This window comes from Bernardetia sp. MNP-M8 (assembly GCF_037126285.1).
Classification (GTDB): domain Bacteria; phylum Bacteroidota; class Bacteroidia; order Cytophagales; family Bernardetiaceae; genus Bernardetia.
This window is the reverse complement of sequence record NZ_CP147012.1, coordinates 4,210,977-4,229,328: the sequence shown is the minus strand read 5'-3', so window position 1 is coordinate 4,229,328 and position 18,352 is coordinate 4,210,977. Positions and strand designations below refer to the sequence as shown.

Here is an 18,352-nt window from a genome sequence, read left to right as displayed (position 1 = left end):
CTATTTTCACAAATTGAATACAAGTAGAAACTATGTTAGAGCTTTTCCATTAAATAGGCATATACATCTGTCATTGCTTTTATATCATCTTTATGCACCTTTTCCTTAGGTGAATGAACGCCAGCTTCGGCAGCACCAATAAAACACCAATCCATTGGATAAACAGAAGATTGAATCTCTTTAGCATCACTTCCTCCATCATTCTCTACTTCTAACTGATATTTTACACCTGACTCTTTTACTAAATCAATCACTTTATTCAAAAAACCTCTTCGTGGGATATTTCTATCCCGCATAGAAACAGCAACGCCTTCTCCATGTCTTACGCCTTCTGTTATCCAAGTAATATCAGAAATTAAGCATTGTTTTATTCTATGATTTTCCCAAATCCATTTGAGTAAAAATGGCATTGTTCCTCCTCCAATTTCCTCATAACACGAAAAAGCAATAATTCCATTTTCTAAAGTTTCAGCTGTTTTCAATAAATTCCAACAACCCAAACGGTCGTCCATATAACATGACTGAACATATTCTTCTGTTTCTATAAAATCTTGTTTGAAGACAAACTCAGTTCCTACATCAACCGTTCTATCAAACTCTAATTGTAATTTTACTGCGCCTAAAGGTTTGCGATGCTGTCTTGCCCCTCTCTTTTTCTTCTTTTTATTTTTTTTCTTCTTCTTTTTGTCCTTGTCGTCTTCGTTTTCGTATTTTACTTTCAAAGTTCCTTCAATTTCCCCTTGAGAGTCTTTTCCTACCAATACATAACCATCTTCATATTTTGGAGAACCAATTCTGACTAAATGATTATCATAACGAGCCATAAAACCAATAGAATCAAAGTGAGCAAAAGCAGCCGTTCTAGGTTTACCAAAAACAAGTATCAAACAATCTTGAAAATCTTCTCCTTCTATAATTTGAGGTTGAACTTTCCAATGTTTCTGATTTTCCTTTACATAATTCAAAACAAATTCTTTCATAGGGGCTTCATTTCCCACAGGAGCGAAAACATTGCACATCTTTTTTAGAAGCTCAAAATTTATGTTAGATTTAGACATAGGTTTAGGGGAAGAGATTGTATTCAAAAGTTGAGGGTTTTATGTTTAAATAAATTTAGAAATTAGATTTTAGAAGGTAGAATTCTAATTTAGTTTTAATACGCCCATTTAAGGTATACTGCGCCCCAAGTAAAACCACCACCAAAAGCAGCCAAGATTAGATTATCACCTTTCTTAAATTTATGTTCAAAATCTCTTATACAAAGAGGAATGGTTGCAGATGTTGTATTTCCATATTTTTCAATATTTACCAATACCTTATCAGAATCTAACCCTAAGCGTTTTGCAGTTGCATCTATAATTCTTAAATTAGCTTGATGAGGAACAAGAAAGTCAATACTATCTCCGTCCAATCCATTTTTTTCTACTAATTCGGCTGATGTATCTGCCATATTTTTTACAGCATGTTTAAAGACTACTGCTCCATGTTGAATAACATAATGTTCTTTATTTTCTACTGTTTCTTTACTTGCTGGATAACGGCTTCCACCTGCTTTCATGTAAAGCTCTGTAGCTCCTGCTCCATCTGTTCTCAAAATAGAATCTACAATTCCATTTCCTTCTGTATCAGCTTCTAAAAGCACAGCACCTGCGCCATCTCCAAAAAGAATACAAGTCTGACGGTCTTCGTAATCTATAATAGAAGACATTTTATCAGCTCCTACAACAACAATTTTTTTATATTTCCCTGTTTCAATAAACTGACTTGCTGTAACAAGTGCATACAAAAATCCTGAACAAGCTGCCATTAAATCATAACTCAAACAATTTAGCCCTGCACCGTGCGCAACAATATTTCCTGTTGCTGGAAATACCATATCAGGAGTAGTAGTAGCACAAATCAGAAAATCAATCTCTTCAGCTTTTGTATTTGTTTTTTCTAACAAACCTTTTACAGCTTCAATTGCCATATAAGAAGTTCCCAATCCTTCACCTTTCAAAATACGTCTTTCTTCTATTCCAGTACGTGATTTTATCCATTCATCATTCGTATCAACCATTGTTTCAAGTTCTTTATTGGTAAGAACATAATCAGGAACATATCCAAAAACACCTGTGATGGCTGCTTGTGTTTTGTTTATAGAAGTAGTAGAATTCATAGGAAAATAATTAAATAAATATCGTTTATGTGTTGTGTTTCTCTGAAAAGGTACAATTTATAACCAGTAAATTATGAATGATTTGCTAAGGTAACAAAGACTTAAAGAACTTGCAAGTAATAGCATTACTTCTCATTGGTATTTACAGCCTCTTCTTATAATTTTTAAAAATTTAGGAATTTATCCTTATAACAATCTATTTTATCTTTGGCTCTTACTTAATAATTGGCTAGTAATACATCAACAAATCTTACTAGATACAAATGTCATTTTTTCCATAAAATTGAGTTTTGAAACCCAATTTTATATTATTTAACGTGAACTTGGGATTAAATATTTATTGTTTTTTTCTCTCTGAAATCTCTAAGGTGTCAGTACAGCTAGAAAGATTAAATTATCTGACACCTTGTAAGGTGTACTGATAATGATTAGTACATAAATTCATTGAAGTTGTTTAAGAATGGAATTTGTGGATATACTTGTTGGTGTCGCTACGCTAAAACACCAACAAAGGCTTTGTTATTTTTCCTTAGAACTGGGTTTGCAAACTCAGTTCTAAGGAAAAGTGAGTATTAAACAACTTCATTTGTAAAGTGTCTATAAACAAATAAAAAGATTGTTTTCAATCCAATTTCATGTTATTTAGTATTCATCCAAAATCTAACAATAATCTTATTTTTATACTAAAAAAACAAAAAACTCCCTTCACAAAAATTAGTTTATGAAGAGAGTTTTCAGGAAAAACCTTGAACGTTATCAAAACAGATAGACCTTGTTTTAAACAAAGTTTTATGCACTATCTTTTCTTTTATCTATCCAATTTTGTAAGTAATTGAGATGATTCTTTTCTACCTTTTTTATCAAAACTCTCAAACTTTACTAGTCCTACTCCTTTAGCTAGATATTCTACACAACGACTTTTTCTTTTCATAAAAGACATTTTAGCATCACTATCATAAGAAATTTTGATACACTCAAACGTTCCTGCAGGGGTTGTCACAGTTTCAAAACCTTCTACTTTACGATTGGTAAGAGAAACAGTAAGAGTCATTAAAGTCATTCCTCCACCCGACATGCTTTGTTTCACTTCATAATCTACGTCTTCTAGCGTTTGTCCTTGTGTCATATCAAATGGATAAACAAGTTTGTCGCCTGTAATGCTTACTTCTGCATCTGCTACAGGAGTCATGTTTGAAACAATATTATTTACATCAGCGTAAATTTGTCCGTTTTTACATTCTACATTATATTCTCCTTCTATAAATTGTTTTCCATCTTTGTCACAAATTTGATTGTTAAATAATATAATACTGCCTGTTGAAGTAGGTGTATTATTCTTTACTTGATACTTCAAGGTCTGACTGACTTTATCTTTTTTATCATAGATAGTAAGTTCCATTTTTGTACCTGCTTGATGAGCAAAATACCCATTACAATTTTTTGTTTCTTCGCTTTGTGCTAAAGCCAAACTAAAAATAAAACTAAAAAATAAAACTAAAAAAGATAGTTTTGAAAAGCACATAAATAAATTTTTCATGCAAATTGAGAATTTAAAAAAAATAATAGGATTAAGAATAGATAGTGTATTTTATTAGAATCGTCATACTACTACTTACAACTTTGATACTAATTTTAGCTCATTAACAAAAAAATAAGTTTACTACAAAACTTGAATTTTATTTCTCTGCTACTTTTTTTGATAAAATAAGCGTATTTTTGAAATTGATTATTTCCACAAAAAACCTGCGTATTTTGAAACCTATTATAAAAAATCAATCTGTTCTAAGTTATTTTTTCTGTTCTAATTTACTTCTAATATTATGTTGTATTTCTTCTTTTGGATTTGCTCAAAATAATAAAAATACAATAATAATTGAAGGACAAGTACTGGATTCACTCAAAAATCCTGTTCAAAATGCTTCTATTGGAATTTTGGAAGAAGGAAAAGCTGTCCAAACGGATTCTTTAGGCAATTTTAGATTAGAATCCTCTTCAGATTTTTCAAAAGAATTTCTGAATAAAGAGGTTACTCTAGCAGCTCAACATCCAGAATTCAGAACATTCCGTCAAAAAATAGTCTTGAAATCGTATCAAAAATATAGCATTCGTCTTTCAGAATATGAAGAGTTAAAAGCTGTTGAAATTACAGCAAAATTAAATAATGATGATAGAGAAATTAGTAAAATAATTCTTGATCCAACCAAAGTAGAGGCTACTCCAACAGGAACAGGAGAATTCTCACAGATTTTGGTTACACTCGGTTTAGGAATTGTCAGTAATAGCGAACTCTCTTCAGCTTATTCAGTACGTGGTGGAAATTATGAAGAAAATTTAATTTATGTAAATGGAATAGAGATTTACCGTCCTTTTTTAGTTCGTTCGGGGCAGCAGGAAGGACTTAGTTTTGTCAATCTTGATTTGGTAAAAAAGGTAGAATTTTCAGCAGGTGGTTGGCAAGCAAAATGGGGCGACAAACTTTCCTCTGTGTTGAATGTAGATTACAAAACGCCTACTTCTTTTGCTGGTTCGGCTTCCATTGGACTTTTGGGAGGAAATGCACACCTAGAAGGCACAAATAAATCAAAACGCTTTTCATATTTGGCAGGTATTCGTCATAAAGATTTAAGTTATCTATTAAATACATTAGAAACAAAAGGTGAATATCAACCTCGTTTTACTGATTTTCAATCTCTTTTGAGTTATAAACTAGGAAAATTAGATAAAAATGGAAATTTTAAAAATAAAGCCAAAAACACTACAATTAGTCTTCTAACGGCTTATTCTCAAAATAGTTACCGTGTTTTTCCTTCAAGTAGAGAAACTACTTTTGGTACTTTTGATGAGCAGGTTCGTTTTTTTGTAAATTATGTAGGCGAAGAATTGATGTATTATACAACATATCAATCAGCTTTGCGACTTACTCAAAAATTCTCTCAAAATTTTTCAATGGATTTTACACTTTCAGGAGTAGACACACAAGAACGAGAATTTGTGGATACAGAAGGTTCATATCGTTTAAGTGATGTAAATAATGATATTACATCAGATAATTTTAATAAAAGTACATTAATTCGTGGTGCAGCTTCAGAGTATTTTTATGCTCGTAATGCGCTGAATGCACAAATTTATTCCTTTAAAAATCGTTCTTCGTTGCAATTAGGAAACCGAACAATGGTAGAATTTGGAGGAGAAATAAAGAGCGAAAATATAAATGACGAACTCTATGAATATAAAGTATTAGATTCAGCAGGTTTTGAAGATATAAGCTACTTTGTCGATACCAAAACTACACTTAACTCTATCCGAACACAAGGCTATGCTCAGATTTCACACTTTTTCGGAACAGATACAGCCGAGTGGCACAATGTAACTCTTGGTGTTCGTATTCATAATTGGTCATTAAATGGACAAACTTTTATCAGTCCACGTCTTCAATATAAATATCAACCCGACTGGAAAGCAGATATTCAGTTTGGGCTTGCAGTAGGAGTTTATCAGCAGTCGCCATTTTATCGTGAGCTACGAAATTTTGCAGGAGAGATTAATGAATCACTTTTGGCGCAGCGTTCTGTTCATCTTATTGGAAGTATGGATTGGGATTTTAAATTTCAAAAACGCCCTTTTAAACTCATTGTAGAGAGTTATTACAAACAAATTTCAAATCTAATTCCGTATGATGTAGATAATATGCGATTGCGTTATTATGCAACCAATGGTGCAAAAGGATATGCTTGGGGAATTGACTCTCGCATTAGTGGCGAGTTTATTAAAGGTACAGAATCTTGGTTTAGTTTGTCTTATTTACAGACAAAAGAAAATGTAGACTTTGATGAACGTGATTTTGTTCGTCGTCCGTCTGACCAGCGAGTAACAGCAACTATATTTTTTGAAGACCATTTTCCAGACAATCCTACTTTTAGAGTAAATTTACGTCTTTTGTTTGGTTCTGGAGTTCCTTTTGGTGCGCCCAATAATCAAAATTACCGTTCGTTTTTCTCTAATCCTGCGTATCGTCGTGTAGATATTGGTTTCTCAAAATCTCTAGTTTTTGAAGAGGATAAACGTATAAAATCAGTTTGGATAGGCTTAGAAGTCTTGAATATTTTGGGTGTAGAAAATATAATTTCGCATCAATGGATAAGCGATTATGTAAATGATGTTCAACTTGCCGTTCCGAATGGTCTTTCACAGCGTTTTTTGAATATTCGTGGGGTTGTGAAGTTTTAGGCTTTTAAATTTTGTATTTTCATTATAGCTTCATTTATATCATTTAATCTATTTTCAAAAAAGTATTTAAGATATGTATTTTTTGAAATAACAGAAATTATTAATTTCCTTGCTATTTGAAGGTTATTATTTGATTGATTTATTTTTCCTAAATTTAACTGTGTATATCCTAACTTATAATATATTGAAGTGATAGCAAAAATAATATTTGCACTTTGAGAGGTTAAATCAAATAAATCAAATTTTTTAATTATTTCTATGGCTTTTTCATATAGAATTAAACTTTCTGAAAAGTTCCCTAAAAAACTATTAATATCAGCCATTCTATCATAAGATAAAATGTAACCAACTTGAAGAGTGATATTATTAGGAACTTTAACAAGAAAAAATTCATAGGCAACAGCCATTCTTTGAGATTCATATAATGCTATTTCAAAGTTTTTTTCATTTAGTTCTATCAAACTGGTATATTGATAATAAGATGCTAAAAATACCATTATTTCTACATCACTATTATCTAATTTGTATATATCATTTGCTAAATCATTAAATCTTTCAAAAAAATCTTTAGATTTTTTATTTTTATTTGTAGATAAAAATATCAAGCCTGTAATCTGATAAGAGTAACATAGTGCTTTCATGTAATCCTTATTACGTTCTTGCTTATTCAATTTTTCTAAAATCTTGTTACTCTTTTTTATATTCTTTAGAGCTTCTGAATAATTACCAATTAACAAATAGGTATTTCCTATATGGAACAATGAATTACCTTTTGAATATAAATTATTAGCTACTCCAAAACTTTTTTTATGTGTTCTCAAAGCCTTTTCGTAATGTCCAATTTCTACATATATTCTTCCCTTATTAACCAATAGTTTTGACTTTATTTCTTTATCTGAAACAATAGAAATAAGCAAATCTAAAGTTTCAATAGCTTCATTATATCTTCCTAAATCAGTTTGTAATGTAGCTTTTTGTTCTAAAACAGATTCTAATAAAGAAGTGTCATTCTGCCTATCAATAGTTTTTAGTACATTTTCTAATCGTTCTAATTCTGTTATTTTTTCTTCTCTAGTATTTCCTCCTAAAGAACTAATTTTAATGTTGTGTTCTAAGATATTTTCAAGTGATATTTTTTCTGATTTTACTTGTTCTTTCTCCAACTCAATCATCAAAGACCGAAACGACCACAAGTCAGGCATTTTTTCCATAATCTGACGAGCATACAAAACAGGCGCAGAAGGAGAAATAAAAGCAATCAAAGCAATTGGATAATTCGCTAATTTATCTCTACGTTGATTTATTCCTGCATAGAGTTCTGGGTTTTCTAAGATTTTATCAAAATTTTCTACGAAAAAAAAACCTTCTTTTAGATTGTAATAACTCTCTACAAAGGTTTTGTAATCTGTTTTTTCTGCATCAATAGTAAAACTAGAACGAGTAGGAAATTTATTTTCTACATCTGCTTTTAGCTTTTGAACAAGTGAATAGTGATTGTATTTGACAATGACAAAACGAAAACCATCTGTTCGCAAGGCTTTAAAAAGCAAGTTTATTTCTTCTGTATATTTCTCGTTATAATCTGTCATAAAATTTATTCGGCTTCTAGTACATATTGCTTGTAAAGATTAGATTCTTCTACTATTGGATTTACACGTTTGTATGTTCCATCATTATATTCTAAAATAATCAATTTTTCGATAAGGTCGTGCCATTTTTCTCCATAAGGGGTATCTATTTGTTGCTCATTATTTTTCCTAAGTAGTTTCAAAAGTTCTAGATCTTCCTCTGAAATGTAGTGAGAAATTTGTGCAGCGAGTTTTTTTATTCCTTTTTGAAGAGCCATTTCATCAATTACCCCTTTTTCTTCTTCTATAAAATAATTAGCATATTCCAAAACACGCAAATATTCACGAGGCGATCCTCCTCCAATCATAATTGCTTTTCTGACTGTATCCTCGCTATCAAAAAGACTTTTATCTATTCTTTTGTAAGTAAACTCTATAAATTTCTTAATCGCTTGTTCTACAATAGAACCATCTTTATTTATAATTTTTACAAAAGGAAAAGATACAAGTGTACTAAAAGATTCTAATTTTCTACCTTCAGGCATAAGCTCTACAGGAAGTGTAAATATAGAATTTACTTTTATTTGTTTAATTCGTTCAGACTCTTCTACAATCAATTTTTTACGAATATCTAAACTTGCTGTTTTTTCTAATCCATCTACAATGAATAAAATTTCTTTTGCTTTATCATTATTACGAAGATACATATTTATCTCTCCAATAAAATTGTTAGTCAATAAGGCAAATTCTCTAAAATTATTTTTAAAAACAGTACGTAATTTTTTTGCATTTTCTTTGCTTCCCAAGAGGTTTGCTTTTATTTTTGAAGTAATAGAAAGAAAACTTAGAAACTTTGGCGTTCCTGCTTGTAGTTCTAACTCAAAACCACCCTCTCTTTTTATTACTCGGTTTGCTTCTTCAACTCTTTCTGTAAACCATTTTTGTAAGGATGCTACAATAGGCGTTTCAAATATCATTTGATTATCTCTTAACTCTTCAAATAAACGTTCTAATTGAAAAATCAAAATATCCATATATTCCATATCGTTGAGGTCTAGACCATCATCGATATTACAGGTAACACAAAAAAAAGCTTCTTTATTATGAATTTTTTGAGCAATTTTAGCTAATTCAGAAGTTTTGCCAGAACCTCTCATTCCTGCTAAAAACAATAATGTTTTATTGCCTTGATTTGCTTTAAGGTTGTATGTATATTTTGTAGGATTTACATTCAAAACCCTATAAATCATTCTATCTTCAAAATCTCCTCTTACTTCGGAAAAGTCTGTAAAAAATGGATGGTCTGCTCCTATTGGCACATCAAAACGTACTGCATTATCTATTTCTTCTAATGTTGTAGCTTTTGTATAATATTGATTTTCCATTTTTTATTCGTTTTTTGGTGCTGTAATATTTGTAAAAGTAATAATTTTTGGAGTATAAAACACAGGTAAATAAATTGAAGTTTCTAATTTGCTTTTTTGTTATACTCTAAAAACTCCTCCAAACTCTCAAAAACTTGCTCTTTAAAAAACCATTGCCAAGAATTTTCACTTTGCCTATTTACTTTGATTATCAAATTATATTCAAATATTTTTGATTCAAGATTAGTATCAATAATTTCTGAATAAATTCCTCGTTTTTCTAAAGCTAATTTTGTCCAATAAATTCCAATTGTATCGCCTTCAATCCAATAAGTGATTTTGTGTTCTTTATTCTGAATCTTAAAATTTCCCTTTTCTCTATCAAAATAAAGTGGGGGACGAACAAAAGCATTTGCTAATTCTCCATTCAAAACTAATTCTTCTGCCAAACCAACAAGTAATTTTCGGTTTTGTAACTTTCCTTTTTGATTCAATTTATCTTCATCAGAATTAGAGGAAGAAATAAGCCACAAGGTATGAGCAATCTGTAAAATAAGGTCTAATTCGTGAGTAGAAACTAAAATTGCTTTATTAAATTCTGTTGCAATCTGTGATAAAAGTAGCATTACTTCACTACGATTTACCAAATCCAAATGTGCTGTTGGCTCATCTAAAAGCAAAATATCGCCTTCTTGTGCCAATGCCCGTCCAATCATAGTTTTTTGTCGAAGTCCATCGCTCAATTCTCCTATCGGAATATCTGCATAATCGTTCATCGAAACAGCTTCCAAAGCCCAATCAATTGTTTTTTGGTCTTCCTTATCAAAACTTCCATTCCAAGAAGTATGAGGATAACGCCCTAAAGCAATTAATTCTTTGACAGTCAAGCGAGTTGTGGCTGCTTGTTCTGTCAGAACCAAACTTATTTTTTTAGCTATTTCTTTTTTAGAAAGTTTTTGAATTGATTTTTGAGTGTTATAATGTTTTAGAAAAACAGTTCCCAAAATTGGTTTTTGTACACCTGCAATAGTTCGTAACAAAGTAGATTTTCCTGCACCATTTATTCCCAAAAGAGCTGTCAATTTTCCCTTTTCTAAATGGAGATTTAGGTCGTCTAAGATAATTTTGGATGGATAACCAATAGTTAAATTTTGGGTTTTGAGCATTTATTTTATATCCTATTTTTTTATTTATTTAAGCTGCGTAGCTGCAAAATATTTGTAGAAATATAACAAAACGAAATTTAAAGCTGCGTAGCTGCGAAATATTGAAATTCTTATTTGATATTAAAATCATTTGTCTTCAATCCATTCAAATAAATATTTCTCCTCATAATCAATCTCAAACTTCTTTAATAATAAAATATATTCTTCTCTAAAAGTTCTTTTTCTATGATGTTCAGGCTGATTTAGAATATAATTTACAACATTATCCAAAGCAGATTTCGAATAAGTAAATGCTCCATAACCTCTTTGCCATTCAAATTTTGTTTTTACAAATTTTTTCTCTTTTATAAATTTATTAGAAGATGTTTTTATTTCACTTACTAAATCTGAAATAGTCAAATTAGGATTTAATCCAATAAGCAAATGTAAATGGTCAGGCATACAATAAATTGCCAAAGGCTTATGTCCTACTTGTTTCGCAATCCCTGTAATGTACATTTGCAATTCCTCTCTAAATGATTCTTTTATTAAACTATTTCTTCCCTTTACAGCAAAAACAAGCTGAACATAAAGTTGTGTATAAGCATTTGGCATAATTATTTTTTTAAATCAAAACAAAATTCAATTTCTACAAATATTACGCAGCTATGCAGCTGGATGAAAATAAAATAAATTCAATTTCTACAAATATTACGCAGCTGGGTGAAAATAAAATAAAATTCAATTTCTACAAATATTACGCAGCTACGCAGCTTGCTTGATGGAACTAATAATTTACAATTTATCATCCTCTTTCACATCTTGCATATACGGAATAGGCACAGAAAGTCCCATCGGAATAATATTACGGCTTTGTTGTGTTCCTTTACGAGTACGCATATTAAGCACTTCTACCATACAAGCAAATGCCATCGCTACATAAACGTATGTTTTTTCGACATGAACTTCTAAAGATTCCAAAACTAATAAGAAGCCAATCAAAATCAAGAATGAAAGGGCAAGCATTTTAAAAGTAGGATTGTTATTGATAAAATCGCTAATTTTTCCTGCAAATACCATCATTACAGCCATTGAAATAATAACAGCTACAATCATTACAGCTACTTCTTTTACAATTCCGACAGCAGTAAGAATAGAATCAAACGAAAATACAATATCTATCAAAACAATTTGAAAAATAGCAGCAGCAACAGAATTAGTAGCTAATTTTGGAGTCTCCTCTTCTTCAGTAAGTTCCATTTTATCATGGATTTCGGTCGTACTTTTATAAACCAAAAACAAACCTCCTAAAAGCAAAATAATATCTTTCCAAGAAAGTTTTCCTCCTTCTCCCAAATCTTGTTCGATACCTAACATATGTATAAATTCAGTAGCATCAATGACAGTAGCTGTAAGTCCCACTAACCATGTAATACCAAACAGAAGACCTATACGTACAATCAGAGCAAGAGCCAAACCAACCGTTCTAGTAAATTGCTGCTTATCTGGTGGAACTTTTCCAGCAATAATACTGATAAAAATAATGTTGTCTATCCCTAATACAATTTCTAAAAGGGCAAGAATAAAAAGACTTGTAAGTCCTTGTGCTGTCAATAAATACTCAAAATTCATAAAAAAGTAGGTAGTTTGGTTGAGTTGTGAAAAACGTTTTAGACTGATTTTAGTTAATGGGTTATAAATATACTGCAAAACTATACAGAAAACCCAAAAATAAAACCTTTAAATTGAAGTTTTACGTATAAATAGCATAACTTTGTTACAAGAAATTCAAAATTCTTTCAAAACTCAATCTTTTTTAATCAAAATAGTCTAGTTGATTTCCCAAAAATTACACATTACAATAACTTGCCTTTGGCTTTCTCTCCAACTCATTTTGGGTTCGGTGGGCTTGCCAATTATTGAGCATTATTGTCAGATGAGTGGAAAAACAAATACGTCTATTATAGTAGAAGCAAAAAAATGTTGTTGTGATATTTCAGCAGCTAATTTTGCAAAACTGACAGATAAAAATACACATATAGAAGACACCTATCATTTAGAAAATACTAAAGATAATTGTTGTGATACAGAAGTTTCTTATGAAAAAGCTAATTTTGAAGCTATTTCTACTCAAAAAATTATTTTTGATTTTGGTCATTTTATAGCTCTTCTTCCTTCTCAAATTTATTTAAAAAAATTTACAGAAAAGTCATTTTTTACAGCTTTTCAAATTACTCATTTTGCAGATCTTCCTCCCCCCAATTGGAAGTTAGGTAAACTTTTTATTGTCTTTATTCAGGTTTTTAGATTGTAGATAGTCGTTTTTGTCGCACCTTAAAAGGTACGGTACATAATACTCGCACACTAAAGTGTACGCTACATTTTTAAATCTTAATAAACTCAATAACAATGAAAAAATATAATTTTATTTTTTGTAGCTTGTTGTTAGCCTTTAGTTTTTATACTAATGCTACAAAAGCACAAAACGATTCTTTCATACAAGGAACAATTTCTGAAACCTCTCCTACAAACTCCGATTCTCTTTCTGCCTTACCTTTTGCTAACTTAGTTTGGAAAGGAACAACAATAGGCACAACCACCGACGAAAACGGAAATTTCAAACTCAAAAAAATAGCCAAAACCGATAAACTAATCGTCAGTTATACAGGCTATAAAAGTGATACCATTTCTACAAAGGGAAAAACTTTCTTAGAAATCACGTTACAATCTTCATCTTTAGCAAGTGTAACAGTAGAATCTAGTTTAAATGACTTAATTGTTAATCAAAATGAAACTATTACAACGAGTGATTTGAAAAAAGCTGCTTGTTGTACACTTTCAGAAAGTTTTGAAACTAATGCTTCTGTTGATGCCACTACTGCCGATGCTGTTACAGGTTCTCGTCAAATAAAAATGTTAGGACTTGATGGTGTTTATTCTCAGCTTTTAGTGGAAGGAATGCCCATGATGAGAGGTTTGAATGTTCGCTCTGGACTTCAATTTATTTCAGGAACTTGGGTTTCTTCAATTGACATCAATAAAGGTGCAGGTTCAGTTGTCAATGGTTATGAATCTATAACGGGACAAATAAACACGCAGTTAATTAGTCCAAAAAGTAAAAAAGAGAAAAATGAAAACCTTTTAAACCTTTACTTCAATCCAAATGGACGTTTAGAAGGAAACTTAAATCTTATTCATCATATCAATTCAAAATGGAGTTCTGCTACACTTTTGCATGCAAGTGGCTCTATAATGGAAAACGATAGAAACAATGATGGATTTTTAGATTTACCAAAATATCGCCAACTAAATGCCTTAAACCGTTGGAAATATGAAGGTAAAAACTTTGAAAGCCAGTTTGGAATTCGTGTTTTAGATGAAAATCGTTTTGGTGGACAACTAGACTATGAACCTACTACAAAAGAAGAATTACTAAATGGTGATATTTCTCAACAATCATATGGTGTAGAAATGAATACTCGTAGGATTGAAGGTTGGGCAAAACTAGGTTTTTTCTTAGGTAAAAATGTAAGTTTTGGAAATCAGATTACAGCAAATCATCATGAATTAAATCAAGTTTGGGGACAGAAATTCTATGATGGAAAAGAAGATTATTTCTTTTATAATGGAATTGTGGATTGGACAATCTCTAAGAAACATTTGCTTCGTAGTGGTGTGAGTTATGTTTATAATAACACCTTTCAGAACTACGATGATTATCAAAACGAACCTAATGAAGAGTTAGTTTTAGATAGAGAAGAATCTATTCCTGCTGTTTTTGCAGAGTATACATTCAATAGAGATGGAGATTTTACGGCTGTGGCTGGTGTGCGTTCTGATTTTCATAATTTGTATGGAACACAAGTTTCTCCTCGTTTGAGTTTGAAATGGAATGCTGCTAAAAATACGGTTTTTCGTGCTTCTGCTGGACGTGGTTTTCGTGTAGCCAATCCGATTGTAGAAAATAGTCGTTTCTTTGCTAGTTCTAGAAAACTAATTATTAATTCTGATTTACAACCAGAAATAGCTTGGAATACAGGGGCAAGTTTTGTTCAAGGTTTTGATATTGCAGGTAGAAAAGGAAAAATTACAGTAGATTTTTATAGAACAGATTTTGAAAATCAAGTTATTTTGAATGTAGAAAACCCTTCAGAAATTCGTTTTGATAATCTAAATGCCAATAACAACGGAAAATCTTTTGCAAATAGCTTTCAAGTTCAAGCCGAATATGAAATTATACATGTTTTAAAAGCTATTTTTGCCTATAAATATTATGATGTCAAAACAACTATTGAAAATAAGTTAGTAACCGTTCCCTACAACGCAGCACACCGTTTTTTCACAAACTTAGAATACCAAACTAAAAATAAAAAATGGGCTTTTGACTGGACTGGACAGTTTATTGGTTCCCAACGTTTACCAGCTTATTACAACGAAGCGAATAATAATGAAATAGTTGCAAGTTCTCAAAGTCCTGCTTATTTCTTAATGAATGCTCAAATTACTCGTAATTTCAAAATTTCTAATAAACCTTTAGAAATTTACATAGGAGGAGAAAATCTGACTAATTATTCTCAATCTAATCCTATTTTAAACTCTCAAAATCCATTTGGAGAGCATTTTGATACAAGTAGAGTATATGCTCCAATTATGGGCACAATGGGTTATGTAGGTTTACGTTTTTATTTTTAAATAACTCTTTTAACCCTCGTTGAGGTTCAAAATGCAACTATCAACGAGGTTTTAAATTTCAATAAATAAACATTTTTATAAATTATTCATTTAATCAATTTTCAATTTTATGAAATCTATCATTTTTTCATTAGCTCTTATCTTTATCGCCTTTGTAGGAACTTCAAATACATTTGCGCCTAAAAAAAGCGAAACTATCGTTATCAAAACTGAATCTATCCAATGTGGAATGTGCAAAGAGCGCATTGAAGAAGCCTTAATCCAAGAAAAAGGTATAAAATCAGTTTCTGTTGATGTAGATAAAAAAGAAACAACAGTAGTTTTTAACCCTAAAAAAATCAATGCAGAAGCTATCAAAAAAGCAATTTCGAATGTAGGTTATGATGCTGACGAAGTAGAAGCTGAGTCGGGTGCTTACAATGATTTGCCTGCCTGTTGCCAAAAAGGAGGTCATTAATCACAAAATGACTCTATCAAAAATAAAAAAAGAGGGTGTCCTAAAAGTTCAACCTCTTTTTTTATACGTTATTTTTTTTGGTTCTTCCAACTTTTTTAGCGAAACATTGTGTGTTCAGTTCCTCAGAACTGAAAAAAACGCTTCCTCAGAAGCGTGATTTAAGCAATATCACGCTTCTGAGGAAGCGTTTCGTTCGTTTTTGAGAAGACGAACGCACACCATTTTATAATTTCGCTAGTCGGAAGAGCCATTTTTTTTCTAATTAGGTAAGCATTCCACCATCTACTTGAAGAACCTGTCCTGTAACATATTTTGAATAATCTGAAGCTAAGAAAACAGTAACATCAGCTACTTCTTTTGAAGAACCTGCACGACGCAACGGAATTGCGCTTTTCCATTCAGCAATCATTTTTTCATCTAATTGCTCTGTCATTTCAGTTTCTATAAAACCAGGGGCAATAGCATTACAACGAATATTTCTTGACCCTAATTCTAAGGCAATTGATTTTGTAAAACCAATAATTCCAGCTTTTGAAGCTGCATAATTTGCTTGACCTGCATTTCCTTTAATTCCAACTACAGAAGTTACATTGATGATTGAACCTTGTTTTTGCTTCAAAAATGTACGTGTAGAAGCCTTTACTAAGTTAAAAACAGACTTTAGATTGACTCTCATCACCTCGTCCCATTGGTCTTCGCTCATTCGCATCAACAAGTTGTCTCTTGTAATTCCTGCATTATTGACAAGTACATCAAGAGAACCAAAATCTTTGACAAAATTTCCTACCAATTCTTCAGCAGCTTTAAAATCAGAAGCATCCGAACGATAGCCTTTTATAGTTGTTCCTTTTTCTGAAAGTTCTTTTTGTAATGCCTCACCTTTTTCTACACTAGAAAGGTATGTAAAACCAACATTTGCACCTTCTTCTGCAAAACGCTCTGCCATTGCACGTCCGATTCCACGAGATGCACCCGTAATGAGTACATTTTTACCTGAAAGTAATCCCATTTTTAATAAAGTTAGAAGTATGAAGTTAGAGTTTAGAAATAAATACAAGTAAAACACAATGAAGCTATTTCATTCACTACTTGTTTCATACTTTATAAATTGTGAATAAAGTTATTTCTTGATTTAGATTTTCAAAAATACGATAAATATTATAAGGAGTGGTTAAAAATTAGTCTTTATCTAAAATTTTAGAATCTTCTGAAATATTTTTTGAAGTAAAATTAAGTTTTTCACTTTCTTTTAGGAAAATAAAAGCCATTACAATAAACTTTAAAATAGAAATAGAATAATAGACAAATAAAGACTCAACATAATTTTGGCTTCTCATTTCGAAATAAGGTGTTGTTTCTCCAGTATAATTATCTGAGACAAAAAAACCATACAGCATCGGAGAAGCCGTTGCAATTATGTAAAAAATCACATATAAAATTATCGTAAAAATCAGTATACTTCGTAATGAAGCACTTCTTTGTGATATTACTTTCTTTATTTTTTGCAGAAAAAAATAAAACGAAGATAAAATAATAGCTAAAATAAAATATTGTGATAATGCAAATAGATAAAAACTATCAATATTGATGAAATTAGAAATCCAATTAAATAGTGTTTCTAATACATTATTTAGAATTATCAAGTTTAGACATAGAAAAAAACCAATTCCAATAATTTGGTGGATTTGTCTTGACTCAATAGTTAATTTAGGTTGATTTATCATTTCTTTAAAAATACTTCTTTTACTAATTTTAAAATTTGTGAATGTATATTTGTAGCTGCAATTATTTGTTTTCCAAAAACATAATTATCAACAACTTCATTTCCTTCAAAATCACTTACAATTCCTCCAGCTTCTTTTACAATAAGTGCGCCTGCTGCTACATCCCACGCATTTAGATTGTATTCAAAATAACCTTCAAAACGTCCTGCTGCCACAAAAGACAAATCTACAGCTGCTGAGCCTAATCTACGCAAACCATGTGCAGCTTTCATCATTTTTCCCATCATAAAGAGATAATCTTCTATTCTCTCAAAATCTTCATAGGGAAATCCTGTTGCAATTAATGATTTGCCTAGCTCTTTTTCTCCAGAAACAGATATTTTTTTTCCATTTAAAGTTGCCCCTCCATTTTGATGTGCTGCAAAACATTCTTTACGATTTACTTCATAGACAATTCCTACTAAAAGCTCTGTTTTGTTATTTTTTGTATATGAGAGTGCAATACTAATTGAATATACAGGAATTCCATGTACAAAATTAGTCGTTCCATCTAGTGGATCAATTATCCAATTAAAACCTTCTTCTTTTGGAGTTCCTGTTCCTTCTTCTGCAATAATTCCAGCTTGAGGTAAGAGTTCTCTAAGACGTTCGACAATTTTTTTCTCAGCTTCTTTGTCTACATAAGAAACCAAACTATTAAAACTTTTGACTTCAATGTCATCTTTATCAAAATCTTGAGCTTCCTTATAAATAAATTTAGCTACTTTTTCAGCTAATTTACTGACTTCTTTTCTCAAAAAAGGCAAATCAAGTTTCATTTTATTTATAGAGGTTGAATCTGATGAATTAGTAGTCATACTTTATTTAGTGATTAGTGATTAGTGATTAGTGATTAGTGATTAGTGATTAGTGATTAGTGATTAGTGATTAGTGATTAGTGATTAGTGAGAAATTATCTTGCTATTTAATTGTTTTGAATTTCTTGCCGTTAAAAAAAATAAATTCGTAATTAGCTTC

The 18,352-nt window shown here is 30.9% G+C and carries 15 protein-coding genes; 4 read left to right on the top strand and 11 right to left on the bottom strand.

Annotated elements, in window-relative coordinates:
- Positions 1-35: 35 nt before the first annotated feature.
- The 3 genes from V9L04_RS17245 to V9L04_RS17235 form a co-directional block, all read right to left on the bottom strand.
- Positions 36-1,058: a M20/M25/M40 family metallo-hydrolase gene (locus tag V9L04_RS17245; RefSeq protein ID WP_338791140.1), complete on the bottom strand. Its 1,023-nt coding sequence runs from the start codon at positions 1,056-1,058 to the stop codon at positions 36-38.
- Between the two features lie 95 nt (positions 1,059-1,153).
- A complete protein-coding gene (locus tag V9L04_RS17240; RefSeq protein ID WP_338791138.1) occupies positions 1,154-2,158 on the bottom strand; it encodes a beta-ketoacyl-ACP synthase III in 1,005 nt (334 codons plus the stop codon).
- Positions 2,159-2,966: 808 nt separating this feature from the next.
- Entirely contained in the window at positions 2,967-3,695 is a 729-nt protein-coding gene (locus V9L04_RS17235) for a hypothetical protein (protein ID WP_338791137.1), read from the bottom strand.
- Between the two features lie 215 nt (positions 3,696-3,910).
- Here V9L04_RS17235 and V9L04_RS17230 point away from each other — a divergent pair, with 215 nt between their 5' ends.
- Positions 3,911-6,385 (top strand): TonB-dependent receptor, encoded by a 2,475-nt coding sequence (locus V9L04_RS17230; RefSeq protein WP_338791135.1) that lies wholly within the window; start codon positions 3,911-3,913, stop codon positions 6,383-6,385.
- Here V9L04_RS17230 and V9L04_RS17225 read toward each other — a convergent pair.
- The 5 genes from V9L04_RS17225 to V9L04_RS17205 form a co-directional block, all read right to left on the bottom strand.
- Positions 6,382-7,974: a tetratricopeptide repeat protein gene (locus tag V9L04_RS17225; protein WP_338791134.1), complete on the bottom strand. Its 1,593-nt coding sequence runs from the start codon at positions 7,972-7,974 to the stop codon at positions 6,382-6,384. The two genes, V9L04_RS17230 and V9L04_RS17225, sit on opposite strands and share 4 nt — an antisense overlap.
- 5 nt (positions 7,975-7,979) lie before the next feature.
- The gene (locus V9L04_RS17220) at positions 7,980-9,338 is read right to left on the bottom strand and encodes a hypothetical protein (protein ID WP_338791132.1); all 1,359 of its coding nucleotides are present in this window, start codon (positions 9,336-9,338) and stop codon (positions 7,980-7,982) included.
- An 83-nt stretch (positions 9,339-9,421) separates the two neighbouring features.
- Positions 9,422-10,483 (bottom strand): ABC transporter ATP-binding protein, encoded by a 1,062-nt coding sequence (locus V9L04_RS17215; protein WP_338791130.1) that lies wholly within the window; start codon positions 10,481-10,483, stop codon positions 9,422-9,424.
- A 126-nt stretch (positions 10,484-10,609) separates the two neighbouring features.
- A complete protein-coding gene (gene tnpA, locus V9L04_RS17210; RefSeq protein WP_338791128.1) occupies positions 10,610-11,077 on the bottom strand; it encodes an IS200/IS605 family transposase in 468 nt (155 codons plus the stop codon).
- A gap of 180 nt (positions 11,078-11,257) precedes the next feature.
- Positions 11,258-12,094, bottom strand: coding sequence for a TerC family protein (locus tag V9L04_RS17205; protein ID WP_338791126.1), 837 nt, complete (start codon positions 12,092-12,094; stop codon positions 11,258-11,260).
- A gap of 202 nt (positions 12,095-12,296) precedes the next feature.
- Here V9L04_RS17205 and V9L04_RS17200 point away from each other — a divergent pair, with 202 nt between their 5' ends.
- From V9L04_RS17200 to V9L04_RS17190, 3 genes are all read left to right on the top strand, one after another.
- Positions 12,297-12,776, top strand: coding sequence for a hypothetical protein (locus tag V9L04_RS17200; protein ID WP_338791124.1), 480 nt, complete (start codon positions 12,297-12,299; stop codon positions 12,774-12,776).
- 95 nt (positions 12,777-12,871) lie between these two features.
- On the top strand, positions 12,872-15,154 hold the full coding sequence (locus tag V9L04_RS17195; RefSeq protein ID WP_338791122.1) for a TonB-dependent receptor: 2,283 nt from the start codon (positions 12,872-12,874) through the stop codon (positions 15,152-15,154).
- Between the two features lie 109 nt (positions 15,155-15,263).
- A complete protein-coding gene (locus V9L04_RS17190; RefSeq protein WP_338791120.1) occupies positions 15,264-15,611 on the top strand; it encodes a heavy metal-associated domain-containing protein in 348 nt (115 codons plus the stop codon).
- Between the two features lie 262 nt (positions 15,612-15,873).
- Here the strand turns inward: V9L04_RS17190 and fabG are convergent, their stop codons facing one another.
- The 3 genes from fabG to V9L04_RS17175 form a co-directional block, all read right to left on the bottom strand.
- Positions 15,874-16,620, bottom strand: coding sequence for a 3-oxoacyl-[acyl-carrier-protein] reductase (gene fabG, locus V9L04_RS17185; protein WP_338791118.1), 747 nt, complete (start codon positions 16,618-16,620; stop codon positions 15,874-15,876).
- 169 nt (positions 16,621-16,789) lie between these two features.
- On the bottom strand, positions 16,790-17,041 hold the full coding sequence (locus tag V9L04_RS17180; protein ID WP_338791116.1) for a hypothetical protein: 252 nt from the start codon (positions 17,039-17,041) through the stop codon (positions 16,790-16,792).
- 290 nt (positions 17,042-17,331) lie between these two features.
- Complete coding sequence (locus tag V9L04_RS17175; protein WP_338791114.1) at positions 17,332-18,192, bottom strand: inositol monophosphatase family protein; 861 nt, start codon at positions 18,190-18,192, stop codon at positions 17,332-17,334.
- Between the last annotated feature and the right edge of the window lie 160 nt (positions 18,193-18,352).